This is a genomic window from Palleronia rufa (assembly GCF_000743715.1).
Classification (GTDB): Bacteria; Pseudomonadota; Alphaproteobacteria; order Rhodobacterales; family Rhodobacteraceae; genus Palleronia; species Palleronia rufa.
In genome coordinates, this window is record NZ_JQEY01000005.1 from 1 (window position 1) to 24215 (window position 24215).

Below are 24215 nucleotides of genomic sequence, written 5' to 3' on the forward strand. Positions count from 1 at the left end.
GTTGGTGCATGTGAATGCGGTCAGTGAACCGCTCTTCTCCGAGCGTGGCGAAGAGCCGTTCGTTCGGGTCGAGGGCGTTCCAGTGCCGCCGTACCGTGTGCAGCTTCGGCCAGTCCCAGCCTTTGCGCGCGGCCTCCTCGGCGACCATCCGATGCGCGTGCTTGAGCGACCAGCCGCTCCGGTTCTTGCCCGACAGCTTCATCAGGTCCAGCATCCGAGCCATAGCCTCGGCCGAGACCGGATCGCCGACGCCGCCGCCCGACCAGCTCGGCGCCAGCGCGGGCGCCCAGTTCGCGGGCGCGATGCCGTCTGTCCGGCGCTTCCAGTCCTTCACCGTGTTGCGCGATGGGAAGGCTCCGAAGGTCTTCCGGCCGGCTTCCTCGATCTCCGGCCAGGTCAGGTCGACGCTCTCCCGCTTCACGATGAACAGGAGCTTCACGGCGCTGTCATGCGCTCTCTCCTGCGCCTTCAAGGGCGCCTTCAACAGCTCGATATGGGCAGTGTCGTCATGCGCGCCCGGCTCGACTCCGGCATCTTCGGCCTAGCGGTCGAGATACGCCCGACGCTCCGGCTGGGGAAGGTCGGCAAGGCGAACGGTTTCGGCATGACCGCCGTTGCATCGCAAGCTCTTCGTCGGGATTTCGCGTCTATGAAACCAAGCAGTACTTGCACTCCGATCCTCGGGGAGGCTCTGTTGCACAAAATAGCTGATGGCTGGGGTTCCCCTTCCCGCGGACAGACCTATCTCACAACCTCTGTGGCAGGGATGCCGAGAGCGGTATAGCCGTTCAGGACGGCGATGCGGACCTGGAGTTCGGCGACCTGGCGGTAGAAGTCCCGTGCCATGAGCCGTTGGCCCAGCAATTTCACGCAGTGCATCTTGGTCTCGATGCGGCTCCAGCGGTGGTATCCGCTCCATCGTCGCCAGAGCGCGCGGCCGAGATATTTTGCGGCGCGCAAGGCGTCGTTTCGGGCCATGGCTCCGGCGGTGACAGTCTTCCACGGCTTCCCATTCTTGCGGGGCGGGATGACGGCATTTGCGCCGCGGTCAGCGATGGCGTCGTGGCATTTGCGTGTGTCATAGGCACCGTCGGCGGTGACGCTGCCGATCTGCTCGTCCGCCGGGATCTGGTTGAGCAGGTCGGGTAGCACCGGGGCATCACCGATGTGGCTCCCGTCCACTGGCTCTTTCGGACCAGTGGCAATCGCCAGTGAACTCTCGACTGCGCGAACCTCCAGCGGCTCCTCATAAATCCCGAGATGGATCTTGCCCCAGACGCGCCGTTTGAGGTGCCCCTAGTTTCCTAGACACCTGCCTCTTTCAGTTTCTGCTGTCTGATTTCGAAGTCAACGGGCGACAGCATGCCGTTGTTCGTGTGCTTGCGCTTCGGGTTGTAGAAGAGCTCGATGTATTCGAACACGTCCTGCCTTGCCGCTTCTCTGGTCGGATAGGTGCGACGTCTGACCCGCTCCCGTTTCAGCAACTGAAAGAAGCTTTCGGCGACCGCGTTGTCATGGCAATTGCCGCGCCGGCTCATGCTGGGTTCGAGGCCGTGCTGGCGCAGGAAGGTCTGCCATTCGCGGCTGGTGTACTGGGAGCCCTGGTCTGAATGTACCATGACCCGGTCAGTCGGCTTTCGTCGCCAGATGGCCATCAGAAGAGCTTGGAGCGCCAGATCCGTCGTCATGCGGGATTGTGCGGACCAACCGACGACGCGACGGGAGAACAGGTCGATGACGACACAGAGATACAACCAGCCTTCATGGGTCCGCAGATAGGTGATGTCGGTCACCCAGACCTGATCGGGCCGGGACGCCTCGAAGCACTGCTCCAGCCTGTTCTCGGCCACCACCGCAGGCTTGCCACCATATCGGCCGGGGCGGCGCCGATAGCCGACCTGCGCAGCGATCCCGGCCAGCGACGCCAGCCGGGCAACACGGTTCTCCGAGACCCGCTCGCCCTGGTCGCGCAGATCGTCCGTCAGCTTGCGATAGCCATAGACCTTGCCGCTGCCGGCCCAAGCCTGTCGGATCAGTTTCGTCTGACGTGCATCCTCCTGTGCGCGGTAGCTTAACGGTTCCTTAAGCCATGCATAGAACCCGCTGAAATGCACCCGCAGCACTCGGCACATGGCCCGAACGCCGAACTCTTCGCGATGCGCCCGGATGAACGCGTACTTCATTGGGACGCGCGCGCGAAGTACGCCGTTGCCTTCTTTAGAATGTCGCGCTCCTCGGTCACGCGAGCCAGCTCTCGCTTCAGACGCCGGTTCTCGGCTTCATGATCCACGCCGGGCTTTGAAACCGGTTCCGCGAACAACTTCAGCCACTTGTAAAGAGAATGCGTGCTGACGCCCAAACGCTGCGATACCTCCCGCACCGGATAACCGCGCACCGTGATCTGATGCACCGCATCCTGTTTGAACTCGTCGCTGTAATTGCTTGTCCCCATCTCGGCCTCCTCGCCTCAAAGTTAGGGGGCAAAGCGTCTACAAATCTAGGGGCACCTCAGATCGGCTGACCCGCTTCCTGATCGAAGGTGTCGTACAGGCTGCGCTGATGCACACGCCCCAGCTGCGCCCCGGCCTGCATGCCGAACCTCTGCTCGAGGAAGACCTGATCCTCGTCGCGGGATGCGCGGGGGCCAGCATGACGGAAGTGGCCGAACGCTACGTGATGATCGATTGGGGTCCCGAATTCGTGCAGGCCCATGCGGTCGGCCTGCCCAACCTGGTTTCCGGCAAGACGTTGGCGCTGGGGTCGATCGCGGTCCCCTTCGTCGCAAATCGTGGGCTCGCGGCGTATATGCCGGCCCGCTCGGCGATGCCATTCTTGGAGAGCGGAGAGCTTCACCTTGTCGCCGACGCGCCGGTCTTTCCCTATCCGGCCTGGGTCGTCTGGCACGAGGATCTGGACACCGATATTCGCGCGGTTGCCAAAGCCGCGCTCGACGAGGTCGTCGCGACGCTCGATGCCGCGCAGGAGGGCGTTATCGAGGAGTTGGCAGAGATATCCGAAGAAGATGTGGCAGTTCTGGGCGAACGCGAGATCCCATCGAACAGCATCAACGAAGCATCCTGAAAATCACCCCGACCGTCCCGACCGGTTTGCATGACTGAAATGGCTCCAATACTGACAATGTTCTCTCCCGCTTGCCGAGCTGGACCGGACCTTCGTGGGATGCGCAGCAAATGCCCGGATCGTCCCGCAGTCCTTCCGTCCGTTCCTATCCGCATGTCGATGGGATCGTCGGATCTTGAATGTCGGCTCTCGGCCCTTCAGTTTGTTCGCCCACTCGAGAGGAAAAAAGATTCCTCGTCCAAGATTGCCCGCCGTCATCCATCGTTCGCCGCGCGCCCGCCCCCTGACGGCGCGGGTTGGGCTAGATGGGTCTTATCTGGTCCGACAAGGGAGGCGATGTGTCCCCAAGCCTCTCCGCCGACGACGGATGCGCCGATCCAGCCGACGACCGGCGTCCAACTGTCGGCCGCGCCGCCGATCTCCGACAGTCCCTTGATCGTATGGAACCCTGCGACCCCGGGCTGGCAGCGCGTAGAGTGCGCCGAGGGCGAGACGGACGGGGACGGACTTGATCGTGGCGAATGCGATCTGGCCGAATACCAGCGTCGGGGCTCCTGACAGGACGGCCGAGAAGACCGCCGCGCGAACATAGGTGTCCGTGTCGGACACCTAGATCCCGAAGCTCATCGGGACGAAGACGGGCAGCGCGTAAGCCGCAAGCGTGAAGAGGAGGGTGACGAGAGACCCGAGGCCGAGAAGGCTGAGAGCGGTCGAGACGCGCATGGGCGGGTTTTCTCGGCATGAGCCTCCGCCCCCGCGGGCGGAGGACAAGTATAGCGCAGAACGGGCCACCCCGAGCGGGTCGAGCGGCGGGTCGGGCGGGTCCACTGCTACGGCCAGAAATGCGAAGTCGTCGTCGTGAATTTCGTCAACGGGCAAATCGCGCCGATGCGCGCGTGTTCGAGCTTCTGGAAGAGAAATTTGCCCTCGTCGACGGGGTATTCGGCGCGTCGGGCGAGATACTTGGAGCGCTCGAATTCGGTGTCGATATCGACCGGCGCATCTTCGACATCTGCCAGCACTGCCGCAGCGCGGAGGAGGTCGAGGCGGCCTTCGTTGCGCTTCACAGATGAAAGGCGCGCTATGGCGGGCGCGAGGTTTCGGATGCGCGGCGGCTGAAGGGGCTTGAAGAGGAGCACGGCATGCTGAAGAAGCCGCTCGCCAAAGCCATGCTCGACAGGCCCGAGGGGGGCAGATCGATCCAGTGGATCGATTTGCCGAGGGGCGATCCAGAAGGATGTCGCCGCAAAAAACGGTCGCGCCCGGTGTAGAGCGGTGGGCGGTGGCGTGGAGGTCCACGGGGTGAGCCGGGTCGGCGTACCGCGCCAACGGCGTGCAGGGTCTAGGCCGATCGCTCCGGAGTGCGCTATCGCGGCATGCGGCCGGACGATGGCGAAGCTCGGGCGTCGATGAAAGCGGTGGCTGCCCGGCGGCGGCGGTTCGGCTACCGGCGCATTTACGTGACGCTCGCGCGCCAGGGGATCGTGACGAACCTGAAGGAGCCAAGGCGGCTCTACCGCGAGCAGAAGCCTCAAGTGCGCCGGCGGGCGCAAGCGCCCCTTGGGAACGCGGCGGCCGATGCCGGTGCCGTAGGCACCGAACATGCGCTGGTGCCTGGACCTCGTCAGCGATGCACTGACCGGCGGGCGGCGGTTCCGGGTCTTGGCGCTGGTCGATGACTGCAGCCGGGAAGGCCCGGCGCTGGTCGCCGACACGTCCCTCTCCGGTCGACGGGTTGTTCGGGAGCTGGAGGCCCTGATCGCCCGGCGGGGGCCTCCGGCCATGGTCGTTTCTGACAATGGCACCGAACTCGCCTCGATGGCCATCCTGGCAGGGTGCCGGGGCACCGGCGTCGACTGGCAAGCCCATGCAGAAAGGCTTCGTGGAAAGCTTCGACGGCCGGCTCCGCGACGGGCTGCTCGACGAGACGCTGTTCGCGTCGCTCACCGACGCCCGTCAGAAAATCCGGGCCCGGCAAGAAGACTGCAACCATCATTGCCCCCACTCGGGGCTCGGGACCATTCCGCCAGCCGCGTTCGTGGCAAAGAACGGCCCCGGCGATACGTGCCGCGTGGCGCCAAACATCAACCGGCGGACTCCGCCTACGGCCGGAGGGACGTCGGGTCTCAGGTCACGGGTTTTCGAAGTTTTTTCCCAGTATCTCCTTGAGCATCGCCAAACCCAGCATGTGTTCTGCGAGCCCGTTTTTCAGCTTCGCGTTTTCAGCCTGCAGTGCCTTGGCCTCAGGGGAGCAGGTCACAGGCCTCGCGGCAATCGATCCCATCTCTGCCGAGCACGCGGAAATCCCGCCCTGGTCCTGTCGCTTGCGCTCTGCGCAAATGACCTTGGCGACGTCAGGTTTGATCGGGCTCTGGTGGCAGACGTGACCCGGTAGCGGACTTCCGGTTCGGCACGGACCGAAATCGCCCGCTGCGGTTTCGGATGCGCGCTCTGTGGCGTCGTGGCCGCACATCCGGACCCGACCGGACGGGGATCATGCGACATGTCTGGTCAGTGTGCGGGCCTGCCGTTGAGTGGTTGTCCGCTCCGATACGGCTGCCCGAACCGGCGTCGCTTGGCTGAGATAGGCTCGGTTGGGCGTCGAGCAGCCAGGTGACGAATGCGGCCTTCCGAGGTGGCGGCCGGTCAGGGGCCGCACCTCGGCTGCGTTGTCCAGCCGCACTACGTCGGACGAACCTGCTCCCTGCCTCTGCCGGTCGTGGACATGTAGATTACGATGCCGACGATCACGGTCAGGAAGATCGCGCTTGTGACGATCGTACCAAGCCCCAGTCCGCCATACTCCCTGGGCTGCGACAACAGGTCTCCGAACGACGCGCCCAAGGGCCGCGTAAAGATGTAGGCGATCCAGAAAGCCAGGATACCGTCGAGTTGCAGCGCATAGTAGCCGAACGTGATCGACGCGATGATCATGCCGAACAGGATGCCCGTGGCCATGTAGCCGAGCCCGAATTGTTCGGCGACCAGATCGCCCGCACCGGTGCCCAGGGCGAAGGTGAACAGGATAGCGAGCCAGTAGAATGCTTCGCGTCGTGTCGTCGTGACCTTGTGAATCGAAAGGGTGCGTTCCGAAGCGTACCAGACCGCGAAGGTGGCCGCGAGCGCGGCGGTGAAGAAGACTGTCGTTGTGATGAGCGACACGCCGAAATTGTCGACCAGGTTGTCGGTGATCAGCGTGCCGACGATGCTGATCAGTACGACTGCCAACCAGTAGGACCAGGGGACGTAGCGCTTTTGACTGAACTGAAAATAGAGTGCACCGATCAGAATGGCGGTCATAAGCAGGGAGGTCGCGGTCAACCCCAGTCCCAGATTGACGGCCAGGAAATCGGCGGCGGTCTCGCCCATGGTCACGGCCATCAGCTTGATCAGCCAGAAGTCTATCGTGACCGCAGGAACCCGGTTGGGCATGCTCCCGGCCTGCGTATCGTCAAACCCGGTGGCATTGCCGGTATCGGTGTCGGTGGAAATCGTTGTCATGGACATGGCTCCTGTAAAAAGATCAGTTCGACATCAGGGCGATGCCCTGCGCGAAGAAGTCGTCGGCACGCGCATCGTCATCCGCGTTGCAGCGCTCGGTGCCTTTCTCTTGCAGCGTCGCCACGGTGGCGCGGGTCGTGTCGCTCAGGGTCGCGCCCGCAAGGGTGGTGCGGAACGTGTCGAGCATCACCTCGCAGGGCAGCGGCCGTCCGTTCGCGTCGGTCGTGGCGACACCTTGAACCGTCGCAACCGCGCCGGTGGCATCGATGGTAGCGGCGGAAGGATCGGCCAGTACGGTCTGAAGGTCGGCCAGGGCCGTTTCGGCCTTGGCGGGGTTGACGGTCTTTGCCCGAAGGGCGCTCAGCGCATCGTCGATCGCGCCGTCGACAGTGCCCCAGGCTGCGGTGTTGAGCGGCCGGAGTTCGGGCTGTGCGGCATCCCAGGCGGTTTCAAGATCGGTGATCCGGGTCTCGGCGGCGGACAGGTCGCCCGCTGCGGTGCTGTCCTGGACATCCGACACAATTGTCGAGAATTTGGACATATCGCCCAGCGATGGGGTGCTGGAAGCGCTCTGTGACGGTGGTGCGGGGGTCAGCCAGGTATAGCCGGCGGCGAAGACGCCGACCGGAGCGGCGATGAGCGCGACGCTCAAAAGCAGGTTTCGCATATGTTTGGTCCTCTCGGTGGTCCGGTCGTCCACCGAACGCAGATTTAAACGGGTCTTGCCGGCCGTCCTTCGGGGTCGGCCGCGCCGTCGATGGACCTACGATAGGCCGCGAGGGATACGGCCTTCTGCTTGGAAGATTACAAATCCGACAGGTTCGGCGCGAGAGTCTCCTGGCCGCTGCGACCTGGTGCCGAATCCGGCGCCCCGACGTTGATCGCTGTCACGGACAGGCCCACTTTTTCCAGCGCGGCGGCGAAGTTCGTCACAGCGGATGATGACGTCAGTGCCGCGCGCGTGCCATCCTCCACGCCTTCCAGCGGATCTTCCAGAACCACGGACCCGACTAGAATCGTGTCACCCGCAGCATTCTGGAAATACGTTCGCCAGAACCGGATGTGCAGTTTCGGGGTGTCTTTCTGCCCGGCATCGATCCTTGCAAAGCTCAGATCGTTCGGGCGATCGCCCCAGAATACCGGAATTACCAGCGGCTGCGGAAGAGTGCCGCCCGTCCAGTCGGCCCAGAACGCACGCGCAAGGGTGCCAAGGCCGGGCCGATCCGCCACGACCAGACCCGACGAGGTGGCGGCAGAGATCAGCGATGCCGCATCGGCCGCTTCGACGACGATGTTGATGGGCGCCCGAGGCGCCCCGGTCAGCGTTCGCGTCACGCCCGGCAGAGCCCCGGATCGCAGATCGGCTGCGACGTCGCTATCGCCCGTGATTGTCGGGGTCGGTGCGCTGGGATTGATCGAATGGCTGAGTGTCGAGGCAAGTGTCACGGAGGTGACCGCAGCCAGGATCACGGCGGCCGCTGCCAGCTTCGGCCGGTGGAGGCCCTGGGACCCGTCGATCCGCTCCCTCTGCCACTCGCAGAACGCGATGCCGAGGATGAGCCAGAGACCGCCGACCAGATACCCGTTCAGCACGTCGGACAGGTAGTGTTCGACCAGGTAAATCCGGCTGAGCCCGATGAGAAAGGCAAGCGTCAGGGCGGCCAGACCCGCGACCACGGCGGGCACGGCCCTCACGCGCCAGGCAAGATAGAACAGCAAACCCCAGATCGCCACCGAAGAGGCCGCATGACCGCTGGGAAAACTGCCCGACGTCTCGGTAAAGTATCCAAGGACGGAACGGGGCCGGTCGAAGAAGCTCTTGAGAAGGGTGACGGTGACCTGATTTCCAACGACAGTGATCCAGAGCCCCGCCACAAGGCCGTAGCGGCCCATGAGCACAAGGCCGGCCGTAGCGCCCGCCAGCATGACGACGACGACCTCCCAACCTCCGAGCGCCGTGATCCATCCGAACAGTGCGACAAGATGCGGGTCGCGCATGGCGTAAAGGAGGTTGGCCAGACGCGCGTCCGCCTGCGTGACGTCCGGCGAGCCGACATAGTCGTAGACCGAGTCGAGATAGGCCCCGAGGACGTAGACGAACAGCACGATCAGAACCGTGCCCGCAAGTCCCGCGAACCTTGTCGTCTCGAAACGGGCCGCGAGGAACGACGCGGCCTTCGGATGCCGCACGGTCCAGCGCCGCACCCACGGCTTGGCGAGAAATGCGCCGGTTAGCGTATGCAGAAGCTCGGCCAGCAAAGGCAGCGAGCGCCCGATGCGTTTGACCACGAACCAGAAGACAGCGACAGCAACCACGACGCCGGCACCGAACGCCAAGATCCGGGGCGCTGCCGCGCCCATCGTTCCGATGGCATTGCCGAGAAAATAGCCGAAGCTCAGATGGATCAGCGTGTACGGGAACGCGCTGATGACGTTCCAGATCACAAATCGGCGCCGCTCCATGCCGGCGATGGCCGCGGAAAACGGAACGAATGCGGAAAGCGGCCCGGACAGGCGACCGATGACCATTGCCAGCGCACCATATCGGGTCAGCAGATCCTTGGCCCTGATGGTATATCGAGAGGACGTAAAGCGCCCCCGTCCTTCCAGCCCGCGCGACGCCAGCCGTCCCACCCTGAAGCTGATCTCGCCGCCAAGCACGGTCCCGGCGATGACGAACCAGCCGAGGTCGAAAAAGTCGATCACCCCGCGCTGGGCCAACATCCCGCCCGCGAAGACGACGAGCGCACCCGGCGCGACTATCCCCGCGCCGATTGTGGCCTCCAGCATCGCGAAAAGGGCAATGATCCAGTAGGTCCAGACCCCGAGCGATTGGAGGGAAGGCAGGATCTGGTCGAGAGTGTGGGGCATGACTTGTCCAGAATGAGGCGTGGCGTCGTTGCGGCGCTTTTGCCTACCACGGAACGAGTTGCGACGTGCCGGTTCCTTCAGATGCGCTGGTGGACCACTTTCCCGAACGGGTTCCAAGCTCTTGGGGTCCGTCGCGCCGTACGAAGGGGCTGGCAAGGCGATGCAGTCCGAAGGCCAGGAAGAGCGCTGGAACCATGAGGTTCATGAACACCGCGGCGAAGATCACGTCGCTTGCGAAATGCGCACCGAATGCCACCCGCAGAACCGATCCCAACACAGCGATCGCGACGATGGCAAACCGCGCGTTGCGTTGTCTTTCCCGCGGCAGGCTGGGCACGAATGTCAGCAGGGCGATGACGGCGATCACGCTTAGCGCACTGGCTTCCCCCGACACGAAGCTGCAGTGCCCGCCGCATTGGCCGGCCAGTTCGAACGGTCTGGAATAACGCGCGTCGCCGCCGAATTCGGCGACGTTCCACGGTCGTGCCCGCTGCGAGTAGGTTTTGAGGATTCCGTTGACGACAAGGCCCGGACCGATGGCATAGGCGGTAATGCAGAAGAGCAGGACACGCGTTCGGATGACGTGCATCCGCGGATAGAACCAGCCGACCAGCAGGAGGCCGATGGCACCGGCGACCATTCCGTCCGTCAGCGCGATCATTGTCGCGCGTACGGCGTTCCATCCCGACATCCCGCGCAGGGCGAAGCCTTGTCCGGATGTCCCGAATACACCGCTGACCCATAGGTCGAAATTCGGGAACGCGATGAAGAATGAAATGAACATCAGCGCGGCGATGCCGGACCAGGCAAGCCAGCGAAGACAGGTTCCGGCACTGGTCATCGGGTCGTCCCGTCCGCCGAACGCAGGGCGATCTGTCCCCCTGTCTCGGGGTCGTCCGCGGCGGCGACGGGTGTGCGGCGCCGCGGGCCGGCGCGACGGATCAACCACACGACACCGAACAGATCGGGAATACCGACGAGGGCCCGTCGGCGGTTGCTGTATTTCGACTCGCCGCCGATCCGCGCGCGGTGGGTGACGGGCACGGTACGGACATCCCACCCCTCGCGCAGCATCATGGCCGGCATGAATCGGTGAATATGGTCGAACCAGGGCAGGTCCAGATAGGCATCGCGGCGGAACGCCTTCAGTCCACAAGCGGAATCGCGCACGCCGTCGCCCAGGAGCCAGCCGCGGATCGCATTGGCGATCCTGGACGCCCAGCGCTTGCCGCGCCCGTCCCGCCGGTCGAGCCGTTCTCCCTGCACCAGTCCGAGCGTCTCGGCGCCCGGCCTCTCCAGCGGCGCCAGCAAGAGCGGGATCTGGTCCGGCGGGTTCTGCCCGTCGCCGTCCAGAGTGACGATGAGAGTGCCGCGCGCCGCCTTGACGCCGGCGCGGATCGAGGCCGACTGACCGGCGGACGGGCTATTGCGCAGCGAGGTCACCCAGGGATGCTTGGCCGCGAGTCCAGAAAGGATGTGGTGGGTTCCATCGGCCGAACCGTCGTCGACAACGATCACTTCGAACGCCTGCCCGTCGAGAATCCGCCCCACCTCCTCTACCAGGGGGCCAATCGCGACGATCTCATCACGTGAGGGAATGACGACCGAAATTCTGGGCTTTGCGCAGGTCATGAGGTCGGCTCCGGCAGGGGGGTCGGTGCGTCCTGCACATGCCAGACGGCGTAGGGGGCGTTGCGGAACAGCACCGTTTCACGCGGTTGCCAAGGTGGCGCCGTTCGGTCGGGTCTGGACACGATCACCCCGTTGGGGTTGGCCGCTACCCATTGGCCAAGTTCCTTCGGTGTGGCGGGCGTCGCGACGGGGGCCGTGAAACGTCCGGCGAAATTGAACTCTGCGTGATAGGTCTGGCCGTAGGTGGCGATCCCGTCGGCCTGATACGGGGCAAGCAGGTCGGCGATACGCTGGGTGTCGTAGCTTTTCGAGGTATCTGTCAGGCCGACCAGCAGGTTGAGCGAAAGCACAGTGCCCAGCGTGAGAATCGCGGTGCCGCCCAGCCCCCCCGTCTGCAGGGCGATCCAGACAATCGCGAGCAAGAGGAACCCCCAGGCGAGAAGGGCTGTCACGGGATCCAGCAGCCGGGCGACATCTCCCATCGGGATGAGGCCGGCGGATGCGGCGACTGCGGCGACCGCGGCCAGGACCAGCGGCAGGGCCGGCAGAAACGGCCGGAATGTCACGTCACGCGTCAGCCGGGCCACGACGATGGCGACGGCCGGCATCTCCGGGATGAGATAGTGGAGCTGCTTGCCGCTGATCAGGCTGAAGATCACCAGGGCCGATAGCCCCCAGATGGCCGAGAGTCTCAGCCCGGGTTCGGACCAGGACGCCCGGAGGCCGGCCCGCCAGATCGCGGGCACGAAGATCCAGGGAAACAGCAGAAGCGGGAGCAGCGCGGGAAAGAACCACCAGGGCCGGGCATGGGCGAAGGATTGCGTCATGCGTCCGGCGCTCTGGGTCCAGAGAATCGCGTCGCGGTATTCCGGCCCCCCGGTCACGATTGCCGGCACCAGCCAGATCGCAACCAGAAGAATGGCCGCGCCGAGGGCGATCGCGATCCGGCCAGCCAGGGCCAGGGGCGCGACGCGCGCCGACGGGCCGGCCCAGAGCGGCACGGCCAGCATCGCGGGAAGGGTATGGATCAGGACGACCGGTCCCTTGGCAAGGACGCCCGTTCCAATGGCTGCCCCGACGGCGATCCACCAGAGCAACCGGCCGGTCCGGACCGCAGCGACCAGTGCGACCATCACCGCGACGACGGTCAGCGCCAACAAGGCGTCGAACATCGTCAATCCGCCAGAGACGGCGAAGAGCAGCAGCCCCGCCAGCGCGAGTGTGGCGCGCATGCCGATCCGTGGGTCAGCAGGCCAGAGTCTCCCGGCAAGCCGGCCGGTCAGCCAGACGGCAAGGGCCGCGGCGACCGGCCCGACCAGACGCGCCGCAATCTCCGATACGCCTGTGAACGACCAGACCAGGTTGATGAGCCAGAACAAAAGCGGCGGCTTGTCGGTATAGAGGGCGAAGTTCTTCGTCGGAACCAGGTAATCCCCGCTCAGCCACATCTCCCACGCCACCGACAGATACCGTGTCTCGTCCACGGGAAGGGTCGGGCGCAGAAGGACACCGGCGACGGCGACCCCCAGGAACGCCGCGACCGCCGCGCGAGAGACGGCCTGCGGCATCATGGGGACACTTCGCGGCCGCGCCGCGCGATCAGGATGAGATTGCGCGAATACACGAGAAGACCGGTGGCCTGACCCAAGATGAAGACCGGGTCCTGCCGCCAGATCGCATAGCTCAGAAGTGTCACGCCCCCCAACAGGCTGAACCACCAGAATGCCACCGGAATGACGCTTTCGCGGCGGCGTTCGCTGACGATCCACTGGACCAGAAACCGCGAGGTGAAGAACAGCTGACCGAGAAGACCGACCGCAATCCAGATACCGCTTTCCGACATATCCACCGCATACCTTTTGTTCCGCCAGCCCACCACCGGCACCGGTGGGATGACCGCGCAACCTTACGGATCGCTGACATGCGACCTATAAGGATGGCGATTCATGCGGGGTTGAGATGCGGTTGCTTGTGGTGGAGGACGAAGCCGATCTGGCCATGGCCGTGGTCGATCATCTGCGGGCGGCAGGGCACGCTGTCGATCACGCCCCGACGCTCGACGAGGCGGAGGCCGCCGCGCGGGTGGCCGCCCATGACCTGATACTGCTGGATCTGCGCCTGCCCGACGGTGACGGGCTGACCCTGTTGCGCAACCTGCGCGAACGGGGAAGTTCGACGCCGGTGCTGATCGTCACCGCGCGCGACCGCATAATGGAACGGATCGCGGGCTTGGAGGCCGGTGCGGACGACTACCTGGTGAAACCCTATGACCTGAACGAGATGGCGGCGCGGATCTCGGCCATCCTCAGACGCGCCGACAATGTCAGATCGCTGGAGCGGACTTTCGGCAAGCTGACCATCAGGCCCGCGTCGAAGTCCGTGCAGATAGATGGAAAAGACGTGGCCCTGACGCGAAAGGAATGGTCGCTCATCGACCGTCTGAGCCGGCGTCCGCAGACCACGTTCGCAAAAGCCGACCTGGAAGAAGCCGTCTATGGTTTCGACGATGAGGTCGACAGCAACGCGATCGAAGCGCATGTCAGCCGCCTTCGCGCAAAGCTCGGCCGGGAGGTCATCACGACGATCCGCGGCTTCGGCTACCGGATGGGACGGAGATGACGGGCGGACGGACCCTGTCGCGCAGGCTGGCCCTGCTCGTCAGTGCGGGCTTCGCGGCAATCTGGCTGCTGGCCATTTTCGCGACCGCCCTGGTCTTGCGATCCGAACAGGAAGAAATGCTGGATCTAACCCTGAGGGACACGGCCCAGATCCTGTTGCCCATCCTGTCCCGCGATTATCTCACTGGCGCGGACACGTTCGACGGAAGTCTGTCAGCGGCGCACCGAGACGCGGAGAATATCGAGGAAAGCCTGGTCTGGCTGCTGGTCGATCGGGAGGGCGCGATCCTGGCCCAATCCACCGCTTCCGATGTGATCGACAGGCCGGCAGATCCGGCCGGCGAAGGGTATGTCACCACGGCCACGCACGTGTTCTACACGACGCCGTTCAACGCCAGCGGGCTGGCGGTCCGTTTCGGCGATCCCAGGGTCGAAAGATACGAAGCCTACCGAGACAGTCTGCTGGCGTTTCTGATACCGATGCTGGCGATCCTTCCGCTTGGCTACCTGCTCGTCGGCTGGATCGCGCGGACGGCACTGCGTCCTCTCGGGGTGCTGCGGAACGAGATCGCCGAACGCGGCGATGGGCGTCTGGACCCTGTCGACGCAAAGGGCCTGCCGGCGGAACTGCAGGCCATCACGGCCACCCTCAACGGCTTCATGGTGCGCCTCTCCCGGTCGCTGGCGGGCGAGCGGGCCTTCGCCACCAATGCCGCGCACGAGTTGCGCACGCCGGTGGCCGTGGCGCTTGCCCAGACCCAGCGCCTGCGTGCCGAGGTCGATGGAGAAACGGCACGACGCGCCCAGACCATCGAGGACGCGCTGAAGCGTATGGGGCGTCTGGTCACCCGTTTGCTGCAGCTCGCCCGCGCCGATGCAGGCATCGGACTGTCGGACACACCCACCGACATCCGCCGGGTCCTCCAACTGGTGATCGAGGACAGCAGCCGCGATCCGGCCCGTGACACGCGGTTGTCGGTCTCGGTCCCCGCAAGGCCGGTCCTTGCGCATATCGACCCGGACGCCTTCGCCATCGTGGCGGGCAATCTGATCGACAACGCCGTCCGGCACGCGCCACCTGGCACCCCCATCGATGTCGTCCTGTCCCCGCGCGGCGTGCTCTGCGTCAGAAACGACGGGGCCGTTATTCCGGCAGAGGGACTTTCCGGCCTTGCCAGGCGGTTCAGGACCAGCGCCGGACAATCGAACGGGTTCGGTCTGGGCCTCCATATCAGCGATACCATCGCACGCCAGGCGGGGGGAACGCTGACGCTGCGATCGCCGGCCTTGGACAGGGACGAAGGTTTCGAGGCGGAGTTGAGCATTCCGATAAGCGATGTTCCCGTAAGCGAACCGTAAGCCCCGGGCCTCATCTGCAGGCGAGCAGAATCGCAGCGGGTAGATACGATGTTCGATTGGATCGTGGCCCTGATGGGCCGCAGCGGCTATCTGGGTGTGGGCGGATTGATGTTCGGTGAGAACGTATTCCCACCCATTCCATCTGAACTGGTGATGCCGCTTGCGGGATTTCTCTCCGCGCAAGGGGTCCTGTGGCTTCCGCTCACGGTGCTGGTCGGCACGATCGGATCGGTTCTGGGAGCGCTGCTGTGGTATTACATCGGCCTCTGGATCGGAGAAGAGCGGCTGAAGGACTTCGCGCGCCGTCACGGCAAGTGGCTGACGATTTCCCCGAGAGAGGTCGATGCTGCGACCGACTGGTTTCGCCGCTACGGGTGGCGGGCGGTGTTCTTCGGCAGGATGATACCGGGGGTCCGCACGTTCATCTCGGTTCCGGCGGGCGTGGCGCGGATGCCCATGGGTCCGTTCCTGTCGTTCACGGCACTCGGCAGCCTGGCCTGGACGACGGCGCTGGCCGTCGCGGGATATCTGTTGCAATCGCAATACGACCGGGTCGCGACATGGGTCAATCCGATCTCGACGCTGGTCATCGTCGGTCTCATCGGGATCTATCTGTTCCGGCTGGTGCGTCAACAACTCCAGAACTGACCCTCGCACCCTTGCAGGATTGTAATCCAGCATCCAATCGACTGTCAGGGCCTGTGCCCACTTGCCTGTTGCATGACAAATGGAGCACTGGGATGAACAGAGTGAAACAGTACCTTGCCATTTTCGTCGGGGTCGTCGCCGGCTTGGCGGCCATCGGGGCAGGCGCGATGATCGTCGCGACGTCCATCGTCATCGGTGCGTTGATGGCACTCGCAGCGCGGCTCGTGGTTCCGTCGCGGGATTTGGGCGATCCGGCGGAATACGGGCTAGAAGAGAGCCCGGCGCAGACAGCGCGATAGGCAATGCCGAAGGTAGAAATGTGACCGCAAAGGCAGTCGAACAGGATTTGCAGGGCGGGCAACAGAGGTTGCCCGCCCTCCTCGTGTTTCGCAGGCATGCACCGATCCTCGTCACTCTTCTGCTCTTCGTTGCCGGGGCCTATGCCCTGAACCGCCTGCTCGCCCCGCTGAACGCCGCCGACCTGCTGGCGACACTGCGCGCGACCCCTGGCACCTCCATCGCCGGCGCCATCGCGGCGACCGGGGTCGGCTATGCTGCGCTGGTGGGATACGATTGGTCGGCGCTGCGCTTCATCGGCAAGACGCTGCCACTGCCGACCGTCTTTCTGGGCGGCTTTCTGGGCTATGCGTTCGGAAATACCATCGGCCTCAGCGCGGTATCCGGCGGCGCCGTTCGCTACCGCATCTATTCGACGCTGGGTCTCGACGCGCATGACGTGGCCGCCATCGCATCCTTCGCCGCGATTTCATACGGGGTCGGCGCGACGATGATCGGGGTCGGCGCGCTGGCGATCCATCCCGCGGCGCTGGCCGGTATCACCGCCATTGCTCCGGGCACCCTGCGGCTCCTGTCCCTGGCTGTGCTGGCCGCTGCCGCGCTGGGGCTGTTCCTGATCGCGCGGCGCGGCGGGACCGTCCGCATCAGACATCTGGTTCTGAACGTCCCGTCGGGCGTCGATATCGCACTGCAGCTGGCCTTTACCTTCGTCGAGATTGTCATGGCCGCGCTGGTCCTGCACATTCTGCTGCCGTCCGGCGGGCTGCCCTTCGCCAACCTGCTGGTCGTTTATGCCATCGCCACGATGGCCGGCGTGCTCAGTCACGTTCCGGGCGGCATCGGTGTCTTCGAGAGTGTGGTGATCGCGGCCATGCCCGCGGCGGTCCCGCTGGACGCGGCCGTGACGGGACTGTTGCTGTTCCGCCTGATCTATTTCCTTTTGCCGTTCGCGGTGGCGCTGGCCGGGCTATCGGCGCTTGAGGTGCGTGTCCGTTTCTTTCGCACCGCTCTCGTCACGCCGCTGATGACCGCCGGCCGGCTTCTGGTTCCGACGGCGACGGGCGGACTCGTGCTCGGCTCCGGTCTGTTCATGATGTTCGCAAGCCTGCTGCCCAATCCGCAGAATACAGCGGATGAGCTTGAGGCGCTTCTGCCGCTGGCGATGGTCGAAGGCGGCGCACTGACCTCCAGTATCCTGGGCGCGGTGCTGGTCGTCCTTTCGATCAGCATCTTTCGACGTTCGCGGCAGGCCTACTGGTTGGTTCTGGGACTTCTGGGCGCAGGGGTCGTCATGGCAATCGTCAAGACCCAGGATGTCGACCGGGCGATCTTGCTTGCGACGCTTTTCGTGGTGCTGCTCCCCTTTCAGACGGCGTTCGACCGGACGGCGCGCATCGCGCAGGGACTGTGGTCTGTCCGCTGGGCCGGATTGCTGACCGCGATAGCCGCTGCTTTGGCGCTGACCTGGTTGATGGTGCATGAAAACGTCGCTCAGTCGAATACCGCCTGGTGGCGCTTCGGTGACGGGGCCCCCGCCCTTGCGGCCGGACGCGCGGGGCTTGCCGCAGCGGTGACGCTTGGCCTGGGGCTGTTTTTGGCCGCGCTCCGGCCGGGAAGGATGCGGACGCTGTTCCCCGACGCGCGCGCACTGGAAGAAGCTGCCAGCATCATTGCCGAACACGGACATGGTGGCGACCTTCTGGCGCTGACAGGCGACAAGATGTTGATGTTCGGCGACGGGGCGGTCCTGTCCTATGCCGCGAAAGGCGGCTCGTGGATCGCGCTCGGGGCGCCTGTGGGAGAGGCGTCGGGACGCGAGCGGCTGGCATGGGCGTTTTGTGACGCGGCCCGGTCGGCAGGTGCCCGGCCGGTGTTCTACGAGGCCCCGGCCGCGTTCACGGAAACGGCGCTGGATCTGGGCATGATGCTGCACAAAATGGGTGAGGAGGCGGTCGTCGATCTTCGTGCCTTTTCACTCGAAGGGCCATCCCGCAAGAGGTTGCGTACCACCTACAACCGCGCGCTGCGCGATGGCTTGTCCCTGGATTTCAGCGCGCCGCCGCATGACCCGGGCCTCATCGCCGAGTTGAGAGAGATCTCGGATGACTGGCTGTCGGGTCACAGGTCGCGCGAAAAGGGATTCTCGGTCGGGCGTTTCGATCCGGACTGGATCGCCCGCTGCGCGATCGCCACCGTTCACGAGGGCGGGCGCGTCGTCGCCTTTGCGACGGTGCCGGTGGCGACGCGCGCGGGGTCCGCTGCAGTCGACCTAATGCGCCACCGCCAGAACGCGCCGCCCAACACGATGGAATTCATGTTCACGGCCCTGATGCTGCGCCTGAAGGACGATGGGCTGCGCGAGTTCAGCCTGGGAATGGTTCCTTTCGCCGGGCTTGGCACAAACGGAAAACCCGATCTGTGGTCCCGCTTCGGGACCCTCGTCTATCTGCACGGCGGTCGATTCTACGGATTCGAGGGGCTCCGGCAGTTCAAGAACAAGTTCGACCCCGACTGGCGGCCCCGTTATCTGTGCTGCCGGTCGCTCCTGCCCCCGGTGGCCCCGCTTGCCGACGCGGCGCGGCTGATCTCGGGATCGACGCGCGGCATCTTCGCAAAATAGGATTGTGGCGCGGCCCGCGCTGGCCGTCGCCGTCGCAGGCGCGTCACCGCCACTGGAAATGGCGCCTTTCGCAGGTCCGGCCGGGCTGACGCGGCAGGCCGCAAAACGTCAGCGGCGGTCCGGTGAACGGACGATGACCTTCGATGCGGGCGGATTTCTGAATCTGTCTTGCGCGGGCAGCGCCGAGCGTTTAAACGCAGCATCGGTTAGCCGCATTAGCTCAGCTGGTAGAGCATCGCATTCGTAATGCGGGGGTCAGGTGTTCGAGTCACCTATGCGGCACCACCCATTTGAGGTCACGTCCTTCGAGCTGGTGTCATTTCCCGGTTGGCCTGAGGTCATGATCAGGCGGCTTTCGTGGTTATGCTGAGAATGGGGTCGATCTTTTCGGTGTCGATCTGGGCGAAGGCCTCGACCATCATGTAGCGGCTTGAGGTCTGCCATTCATCGTTCTGTTCGAACAACACAGCTCCGATCAGGCACATGATGGAGGCCTCATCGGGGAAGATCCCGACGACGTCGGCGCGGCGCTTCACTTCCCTGTTCAGGCGTTCGATCGGGTTGATGCTGTGCAGCTTGGTCCGGTGCTGGCGAGGGAGTTCGCGCCGATCCGCCGCAGGCGGCAGACTGTCCGGGGGACAGTCTGAGGCAAAAACGGGCGGAGCCCAATGCAAGCCAGCACGTCGTGCTCGCTGGCGTCCATGAGATCGGCCAGCTTCGGCCAGCGCGGGCGGAGCTGCTCGGCCACCTTATGCCACGTTTCCCGGCATGGGCGCGGTCGGGCTGTTCGAAGGCCTGCCGGATCGCGGCCGCGACGACGGTGTGCTGGCCGCGGCAGACATGGGCGAGAGCGTTCCTGATCCAGTGAACGCGGCAGTGCTGTCAGGTCGCCTCGAACACGCGCGAGTTAGAGCATGATGAGATTAGCTTGAAGCGTATCCAGTATTGGCGAGGTAGTTCGCGCACTCCTGTGGGCTGAAGCGGTCGAGCAGTGTCCCGATCCTGCGCCACGTTGCCTCCATTGTGCGCTCGGCTGCGTTGCGGAGCATGTGTTTGAGCTTCGAGAAGACCTGTTCAATCGGGTTCAGGTCGGGGCTGTAGGGCGGCAGAAAAAGTAGATGCGCTTTCGCGTTACGGATCGCCTGCCGCACGGCTTGCCCTTTGTGGCTGCCCAGATTGTCCATAACCACCACATCGCCCGGGCGCAGGGTTGGGACGAGCACGTGCGCGACATAAGCCCGGAACGCTTCGCCGTTGACGGGACCGTCCAAAACAAAGGGCGCGTCGATCCGATCATGACGCAGCGCTGCGATAAAGGTCATGGTGCGCCAGTGACCATGCGGGGCCCGCCCGATCAGGCGTTCACCTCTGGGAGCCCAGCCGCGCAGCGGGGCCATGTTGGTCTTGGCCCAGGTTTCATCAATGAACACGAGACGACGGGGGTCGATCCGGCCCTGGTGCCGCTTCCAGCGCACACGGCGGCGGCTCACGTCGGGGCGGTTCTGCTCCTCGGCGAGTTGGGTCTTTTTTTGAACGAGTAGCCCGTGCGGCGCACGAAGGCCCAGACGGTGCGGTAGTCGACCTTGAGCCCGCGCTCGGCCAGTTCCACCACCAGTCCGCGCAGTGTGAACGGCTCCGTTATCCGCTCCAGAAGCCACGCCTCATGCCCGCCTGCAATCTTGCGTGGCGGGTGGCCGCCTGTCCCTGCCGGAGCGCAACTCCCGGTCGCACGCAAACGCTGCGACCACTTCACAACACTGGACGGAGCCACATCCAGGGCCGCTGCGACCTGACGCACGCTCTCGCCCCCCAACAGCCGCGCCATTGCCCTCTCTCGAAGGTCCATTGAAAGTGCTCTACCCACTACTCGCCCTCCATCTTGTGGTCGGCAACAGTGAATCACCAAAATGCAGGCCTGTGAATCCTCTATCGATTCAGGCTGATTTCATCCCGCTCTAGCTTGGCTTTGCCATCACGGTCACCCCCGACCTACAAAACCATTCACTGGCCAGCCTACAACGAAGCGCTCAGGCGCCGGGGCTCGCTGGCCATCCGGTTCGATCCCGCGATGAATGGGATGTCGCACCGACAGGCCGGCGTGGCCGCCAGCCGGCCTGCAGCGATGTCGCCATCCAGACCTGCCTGTCGATGAAGGTGCTCGGCATGGTCGCCATTGATCGCGCCATTGGTCCGAGCAACAATGACGACCCGTCAGACGGCCGGGTTCGTCGAAAGCCTGTCGCGGCTGGTCGGTCCCGACCGGAGTGCCCGACTTCGGCGCAGTTTGCCGCCGCCAGAAGACGCTGGCCGCAAACATCCCATATCGCGGGTCCAAGGGGCCGCTACACCTGCCGATCCCTCTCGGGACATTGCCTGTGGCAATGCCCTGCCGGGCAGCGGACAGCACCGGCATCGAGGTTGAGGGCGAAGGGACCGTGGCCGCAGTGCGGTCGCGCAAGCCCGCAGCACGGAATGCCCGCAAGCATGGCGGCCCCGAGCGGCGGATCTGGCTAAGCTCCATCTCGGGATTGATGAGGAACCGCTGGAGGTTCGCGCAGTCGAGAGGTCACTGGCGATTGCCGCTGGTCCGAAAGAGCCAGTGGACGGGAGCCATGCCGGGGACGCACCTGTCCTGACCGGTCTGCTCAGCCAGATTGCACTTGGCGAAGGGATCGGTTCGGTGACCGCCGGCGGCGCCCACGACACCCGCAAGTGCCATCATGCGATCGCCAGACGCGGCGCCCATGCCGTCATCCCACCCCGAAAGAACGCGAAGCCCCGGAAGACGATCGCCGCCGGAGCCGTGGCGCGAAACGACGCCCTGCGCGCGGCCAGATACCTTGGCCGTGCGCTCTGGCGGATACCACCGTCGAAGCCGCGTCGAGACGAAAGTGCACCGTGTAAAGTCGCCGGGGCAGCGCCTCATGGCGCCGGATTTCGACCGCCAGGTCGCCGAGCTCCAGGTCCGCATCGCCGTCCTGAACGGCTACACACCGCCCGGCATACCCGTCTCGGAAGCCCCGGGATCGGTCCGCCTGGGGAAAGGGGACCCCGGCCATCAGCCGATGTGTGCAACAGAGCCACGCGCGCCTACAGGCGAACGGGGCGCCACGATCGGCGCCCCCCGCGGCGTCATTGCGCGCTCTGGACGCAGTCACCGGTATTGCCGTTCGGACCCGATGGCGTGGGGATGACCGCGGCACCGCCATCGTCGGTGTCCCGCACAATCTCCTGACAGTCCGAGGGGGTCAGATCCGTCTGCGCGTCCCGTCCGGCAGGCAGATTGCCGGCCTCCGGGTTCTCTGCGCGGTCGATATTCGCATCCGCCGGTGCGTCAGAAGATTCGTCTAGCAGGTAATCGCTGCCGCCGCCCCCCTGCGATGCCGTATCCGCCGAGGATCCGCTCTCGGACCGGTTTGCATCGCTTTCCTGCCCGGGTTGGGCGTCGCCCGAGTTGTCCTGCTCTGGGGTCTGCCCGGATTGTGCTTCTGCCGCCGGGATCGTTTCCTGACCTTCGGCCGCAGGCTCGACCTTGTCCAACTGAACGTTCGCACCCTGTTCTGCCATGCCGGCGGGCGGTTCCGGCGCGGTTCCGGCCCCGGCGGGTTTCGCGTTCACATCCTCAGAGATGATGGTCGGCCCGTCCGGCGGCGCTTCGTCTCCCATGGCGAAGACACCGACAAGGATCGCAACCACGACGACTGCGACGATGGCGATGGGAAGGAGAACATTGCTGCTCCCGGGTGATCTGGCCATGTGAAACTCCGCTATTTTTCGATCGCAACGCAAACGGGTGGCCCACAGGCTTGTTCCGCGCCTTGTCGCTTTGCCGCAGATCGCGCTATCGGGGAAGGGTGCGCAAGAGGAGTTTTCGATGGCGGATGACAGATTGATCGTGGCGCTGGACACCGGCGACGCTCATTCGGCGCTCGGGCTCGTCACCCGGTTGGGCGATGCCGTCGGCTTCTACAAGATCGGCCTGGGAATGCTCACGGGCGGCGGACTCGCGCTTGCGCGGGAGTTGAAGGACGATTGCGGCAAGCGCGTATTCCTCGACATGAAGCTCTTTGACATCGGCGCCACCATCGAGTCCGCCGTGCGCGGGCTGACGCGGTTCGACATCGACTTCCTGACCGTCCACGGCGATCCCCATGTCGTCCGGGCGGCGATGGAGGGTGCTTCTGGAACCGCGACGAAGATCCTTGCGGTCACGATCCTGACGTCGCTCGACCGGGGGGACCTGGATGCGGGGTTGATGCGGGCCGGGGACATCCCGGAACTTGTGCGCGAACGGGCTCGGCGGGCGCTGGAGGCGGGGGCCGACGGTGTCATTGCCTCGCCGCGGGAGGCGGCGGCGATCCGTACGCTTCCGGTCGCTGCGGATCGGCTTGTCGTGACGCCGGGTGTGCGGCCGGCGGGAACCGATGCCGGTGACCAGAAGCGGATGGCGACACCGCGCGATGCGCTGGAGGCGGGCGCGGATCATATCGTGATCGGCCGCCCCATATGGCAGGCAAACGATCCCGCCGCCGCGGCGCGGACCATCCTGGACGAAATCGCGCCCCAGGCGGAGGCGCCGGCATGAGCGTCTATGCCGTCGGCGACATCCACGGGCAGCTTGCCGAGCTCGACAATGCCCTGTCCCTGATCGAGGCCGACGGCGGTCCGGAGGCGCCCATCGTGTTCCTGGGCGACTACACGGACCGTGGACCCGATAGCCGCGGTGTTCTGGACCGTCTGATCGCGGGACGGGACGCAGGCCGTCCGTGGCGATTCGTGCGCGGCAATCACGACCGCATGTTCCTCAACTTCGTGGCCACCGGCGACGAGCACGACGCGAACATCAAATCCGGACTCAGCTGGATGAACCGGCGGCTGGGCGGGCCGCAGACGCTGGCGTCCTACGGGCTCGGCGGGGCGCCGGCGTTCCTGCATCGGGGCAACGGCGGGCGCGAGACCCTGAGCTCCTACGACATCGACGGCAGGCTTTTCTCCGACCAGGAACTGGCGCGCGCCGCCCGCGAGAAGGTACCGCAGGCGCACATCCAGTTTTTGGCGGACCTGCAGAACTGGGTGACGGAGGGCGATCTGCTCTTCGTCCATGCCGGCATCCGCCCCGGCGTCCCGCTGGAACGTCAGGTTGAGGACGACCTCATATGGATCCGCGACGAATGGCTCGACAGCACCGCGGACCACGGCCGGCTCGTGGTCCATGGGCATACGGCGCTGGACTTCCCGGAGCACTACGGAAACCGCGTCAACATGGACGGAGGCGCGGGCTACGGCAATCCGCTGGTCCCGGCGGTCTTCGAGGGACGCGAGGCCTGGACCCTGCACGACGACGGCCGCCAGCCCCTTCGTCCGGTCTGGTCGCTCTGATGCGGCAGGTGATGCGACGAACCCGCAGCCGTGGCCGCGGGTCCGTCAGCAACGATCAGCGAGTCGGCTGCGCGATCATTTCGACGACATGAAGTTAAAGACCGAAAGGGCCAGCAGGGCCACCAGGATGATGAGGACGATGAAATACATGGAGCGCGCCTCCTTTGCGCTGGGTTGACACAGGTCAGATAGGGCGGTTGCCCCCCCTT

The 24215-nt window shown here is 65.0% G+C and carries 21 protein-coding genes, 1 tRNA gene and 5 pseudogenes; 12 read left to right on the top strand and 15 right to left on the bottom strand.

All coding sequences use genetic code 11. From position 1 onward, the window contains the following. The 3 genes and pseudogenes from KW83_RS08530 to KW83_RS08540 form a co-directional block, all read right to left on the bottom strand. The coding region (locus KW83_RS08530; RefSeq protein ID WP_036177460.1) for a DNA-binding domain-containing protein at window positions 1-439 on the bottom strand (439 nt) is incomplete at its 3' end. Window positions 440-741: 302 nt separating this feature from the next. Then, window positions 742-1296 (bottom strand): annotated as a pseudogene (locus KW83_RS08535) (IS5 family transposase); the annotation flags it as partial. A gap of 8 nt (window positions 1297-1304) precedes the next feature. Next, window positions 1305-2452 (bottom strand): IS3 family transposase gene (locus KW83_RS08540; protein WP_152563524.1). Its coding sequence is split into 2 segments (ribosomal slippage): window positions 1305-2209 and window positions 2209-2452, totalling 1149 coding nucleotides; the frame shifts between segments, so codons are not numbered across the junction. A gap of 107 nt (window positions 2453-2559) precedes the next feature. Between KW83_RS08540 and KW83_RS08550 the strand changes: the two genes are divergently transcribed. Further along, on the top strand, window positions 2560-3081 hold the full coding sequence (locus KW83_RS08550; RefSeq protein WP_051928376.1) for a hypothetical protein: 522 nt from the start codon (window positions 2560-2562) through the stop codon (window positions 3079-3081). Window positions 3082-3911: 830 nt separating this feature from the next. Here the strand turns inward: KW83_RS08550 and KW83_RS20530 are convergent. After that, window positions 3912-4685, bottom strand: coding sequence for a hypothetical protein (locus tag KW83_RS20530; protein ID WP_152563525.1), 774 nt, complete (start codon window positions 4683-4685; stop codon window positions 3912-3914). Here KW83_RS20530 and KW83_RS21870 point away from each other — a divergent pair. Then, a pseudogene (locus KW83_RS21870) lies at window positions 4684-4890 on the top strand (DDE-type integrase/transposase/recombinase); the annotation flags it as partial. The gene KW83_RS20530 and the pseudogene KW83_RS21870 sit on opposite strands and share 2 nt — an antisense overlap. Then, window positions 4880-5098: pseudogene (locus KW83_RS21875) on the top strand (integrase core domain-containing protein); the annotation flags it as partial. The pseudogenes KW83_RS21870 and KW83_RS21875, both read left to right, overlap by 11 nt. Before the next feature lie 114 nt (window positions 5099-5212). Here the strand turns inward: KW83_RS21875 and KW83_RS21135 are convergent. The 8 genes from KW83_RS21135 to KW83_RS08595 form a co-directional block, all read right to left on the bottom strand. Next, window positions 5213-5554, bottom strand: a complete 342-nt coding sequence (locus tag KW83_RS21135) for a hypothetical protein (RefSeq protein ID WP_152563527.1) — start codon at window positions 5552-5554, stop codon at window positions 5213-5215. A gap of 209 nt (window positions 5555-5763) precedes the next feature. Then, window positions 5764-6582 (bottom strand): COG4705 family protein, encoded by an 819-nt coding sequence (locus KW83_RS08565; protein WP_081904528.1) that lies wholly within the window; start codon window positions 6580-6582, stop codon window positions 5764-5766. Window positions 6583-6604: 22 nt separating this feature from the next. Next, window positions 6605-7249, bottom strand: a complete 645-nt coding sequence (locus KW83_RS19095) for a hypothetical protein (protein WP_152563528.1) — start codon at window positions 7247-7249, stop codon at window positions 6605-6607. A gap of 137 nt (window positions 7250-7386) precedes the next feature. Continuing rightward, on the bottom strand, window positions 7387-9453 hold the full coding sequence (locus tag KW83_RS08575; RefSeq protein ID WP_036177469.1) for a bifunctional DedA family/phosphatase PAP2 family protein: 2067 nt from the start codon (window positions 9451-9453) through the stop codon (window positions 7387-7389). 43 nt (window positions 9454-9496) lie between these two features. Further along, window positions 9497-10294, bottom strand: a complete 798-nt coding sequence (locus KW83_RS08580; RefSeq protein WP_036177470.1) for a phosphatase PAP2 family protein — start codon at window positions 10292-10294, stop codon at window positions 9497-9499. Further along, window positions 10291-11085 (bottom strand): glycosyltransferase family 2 protein, encoded by a 795-nt coding sequence (locus tag KW83_RS08585; RefSeq protein ID WP_051928378.1) that lies wholly within the window; start codon window positions 11083-11085, stop codon window positions 10291-10293. The genes KW83_RS08580 and KW83_RS08585 overlap by 4 nt, the downstream gene beginning before the upstream one ends. Then, the gene (locus KW83_RS08590; RefSeq protein WP_051928379.1) at window positions 11082-12656 is read right to left on the bottom strand and encodes an ArnT family glycosyltransferase; all 1575 of its coding nucleotides are present in this window, start codon (window positions 12654-12656) and stop codon (window positions 11082-11084) included. Before KW83_RS08590 ends, KW83_RS08585 begins: the two co-directional genes overlap by 4 nt. Further along, a complete protein-coding gene (locus tag KW83_RS08595) occupies window positions 12653-12928 on the bottom strand; it encodes a lipid-A-disaccharide synthase N-terminal domain-containing protein (protein WP_051928407.1) in 276 nt (91 codons plus the stop codon). The genes KW83_RS08590 and KW83_RS08595 overlap by 4 nt, the downstream gene beginning before the upstream one ends. A gap of 116 nt (window positions 12929-13044) precedes the next feature. Between KW83_RS08595 and KW83_RS08600 the strand changes: the two genes are divergently transcribed. The 6 genes from KW83_RS08600 (at window position 13045) to KW83_RS08625 (ending at window position 18912) form a co-directional block, all read left to right on the top strand. Further along, the gene (locus KW83_RS08600; protein ID WP_036177472.1) at window positions 13045-13704 is read left to right on the top strand and encodes a response regulator transcription factor; all 660 of its coding nucleotides are present in this window, start codon (window positions 13045-13047) and stop codon (window positions 13702-13704) included. Further along, entirely contained in the window at window positions 13701-15062 is a 1362-nt protein-coding gene (locus KW83_RS08605; protein WP_036177474.1) for a sensor histidine kinase, read from the top strand. Before KW83_RS08600 ends, KW83_RS08605 begins: the two co-directional genes overlap by 4 nt. Before the next feature lie 48 nt (window positions 15063-15110). Next, window positions 15111-15710, top strand: a complete 600-nt coding sequence (locus KW83_RS08610) for a DedA family protein (protein WP_036177476.1) — start codon at window positions 15111-15113, stop codon at window positions 15708-15710. A 92-nt stretch (window positions 15711-15802) separates the two neighbouring features. After that, complete coding sequence (locus KW83_RS20925) at window positions 15803-16009, top strand: hypothetical protein (protein WP_036177478.1); 207 nt, start codon at window positions 15803-15805, stop codon at window positions 16007-16009. Window positions 16010-16029: 20 nt separating this feature from the next. After that, a complete protein-coding gene (mprF, locus tag KW83_RS08620; RefSeq protein WP_161785470.1) occupies window positions 16030-18627 on the top strand; it encodes a bifunctional lysylphosphatidylglycerol flippase/synthetase MprF in 2598 nt (865 codons plus the stop codon). A 209-nt stretch (window positions 18628-18836) separates the two neighbouring features. Further along, a tRNA-Thr gene (locus tag KW83_RS08625) sits at window positions 18837-18912 on the top strand. A gap of 59 nt (window positions 18913-18971) precedes the next feature. On the opposite strand, the pseudogene KW83_RS19825 reads toward KW83_RS08625, so the two are convergent. Beyond that, window positions 18972-19509 (bottom strand): annotated as a pseudogene (locus KW83_RS19825) (transposase); the annotation flags it as partial. A gap of 41 nt (window positions 19510-19550) precedes the next feature. Next, a protein-coding gene (locus tag KW83_RS19830; RefSeq protein WP_161785428.1) for an IS630 family transposase occupies window positions 19551-20491 on the bottom strand; the annotation gives its coding sequence in 2 pieces (ribosomal slippage) (window positions 19551-20156 and window positions 20159-20491; 939 coding nt in all). Window positions 20492-20593: 102 nt separating this feature from the next. Here KW83_RS19830 and KW83_RS19835 point away from each other — a divergent pair. After that, window positions 20594-21653: pseudogene (locus tag KW83_RS19835) on the top strand (IS5 family transposase); the annotation flags it as partial. Between the two features lie 106 nt (window positions 21654-21759). On the opposite strand, the gene KW83_RS08650 reads toward KW83_RS19835, so the two are convergent. Next, the gene (locus tag KW83_RS08650) at window positions 21760-22536 is read right to left on the bottom strand and encodes a hypothetical protein (protein WP_152563529.1); all 777 of its coding nucleotides are present in this window, start codon (window positions 22534-22536) and stop codon (window positions 21760-21762) included. Between KW83_RS08650 and pyrF the strand changes: the two genes are divergently transcribed. Together pyrF and KW83_RS08660 are read left to right on the top strand one after the other, a co-directional pair. After that, entirely contained in the window at window positions 22502-23212 is a 711-nt protein-coding gene (gene pyrF / locus KW83_RS08655; protein WP_036177488.1) for an orotidine-5'-phosphate decarboxylase, read from the top strand. The genes KW83_RS08650 and pyrF overlap by 35 nt on opposite strands. After that, a complete protein-coding gene (locus KW83_RS08660) occupies window positions 23209-24006 on the top strand; it encodes a metallophosphoesterase family protein (RefSeq protein WP_036177490.1) in 798 nt (265 codons plus the stop codon). Before pyrF ends, KW83_RS08660 begins: the two co-directional genes overlap by 4 nt. Window positions 24007-24215: the final 209 nt, after the last annotated feature.

What these genes read in the sequence shown, in the direction of transcription:
- KW83_RS20925 (WP_036177478.1), top strand. Translation starts at nt 15,803, where the DNA reads ATGAACAGAGTGAAACAGTACCTTGCCATTTTCGTCGGGGTCGTCGCC.
- pyrF (WP_036177488.1), top strand. Translation starts at nt 22,502, where the DNA reads ATGGCGGATGACAGATTGATCGTGGCGCTGGACACCGGCGACGCTCAT.
- KW83_RS08550 (WP_051928376.1), top strand. Translation starts at nt 2,560, where the DNA reads ATGCACACGCCCCAGCTGCGCCCCGGCCTGCATGCCGAACCTCTGCTC.
- KW83_RS08595 (WP_051928407.1), bottom strand. Translation starts at nt 12,928, where the DNA reads ATGTCGGAAAGCGGTATCTGGATTGCGGTCGGTCTTCTCGGTCAGCTG.
- KW83_RS08565 (WP_081904528.1), bottom strand. Translation starts at nt 6,582, where the DNA reads ATGACAACGATTTCCACCGACACCGATACCGGCAATGCCACCGGGTTT.
- KW83_RS08590 (WP_051928379.1), bottom strand. Translation starts at nt 12,656, where the DNA reads ATGATGCCGCAGGCCGTCTCTCGCGCGGCGGTCGCGGCGTTCCTGGGG.
- KW83_RS08580 (WP_036177470.1), bottom strand. Translation starts at nt 10,294, where the DNA reads ATGACCAGTGCCGGAACCTGTCTTCGCTGGCTTGCCTGGTCCGGCATC.
- KW83_RS21135 (WP_152563527.1), bottom strand. Translation starts at nt 5,554, where the DNA reads ATGTGCGGCCACGACGCCACAGAGCGCGCATCCGAAACCGCAGCGGGC.
- KW83_RS08575 (WP_036177469.1), bottom strand. Translation starts at nt 9,453, where the DNA reads ATGCCCCACACTCTCGACCAGATCCTGCCTTCCCTCCAATCGCTCGGG.
- KW83_RS08605 (WP_036177474.1), top strand. Translation starts at nt 13,701, where the DNA reads ATGACGGGCGGACGGACCCTGTCGCGCAGGCTGGCCCTGCTCGTCAGT.
- KW83_RS08600 (WP_036177472.1), top strand. Translation starts at nt 13,045, where the DNA reads ATGCGGTTGCTTGTGGTGGAGGACGAAGCCGATCTGGCCATGGCCGTG.
- KW83_RS08610 (WP_036177476.1), top strand. Translation starts at nt 15,111, where the DNA reads ATGTTCGATTGGATCGTGGCCCTGATGGGCCGCAGCGGCTATCTGGGT.
- KW83_RS19095 (WP_152563528.1), bottom strand. Translation starts at nt 7,249, where the DNA reads ATGCGAAACCTGCTTTTGAGCGTCGCGCTCATCGCCGCTCCGGTCGGC.
- KW83_RS08585 (WP_051928378.1), bottom strand. Translation starts at nt 11,085, where the DNA reads ATGACCTGCGCAAAGCCCAGAATTTCGGTCGTCATTCCCTCACGTGAT.
- KW83_RS20530 (WP_152563525.1), bottom strand. Translation starts at nt 4,685, where the DNA reads ATGTTCGGTGCCTACGGCACCGGCATCGGCCGCCGCGTTCCCAAGGGG.
- KW83_RS08660 (WP_036177490.1), top strand. Translation starts at nt 23,209, where the DNA reads ATGAGCGTCTATGCCGTCGGCGACATCCACGGGCAGCTTGCCGAGCTC.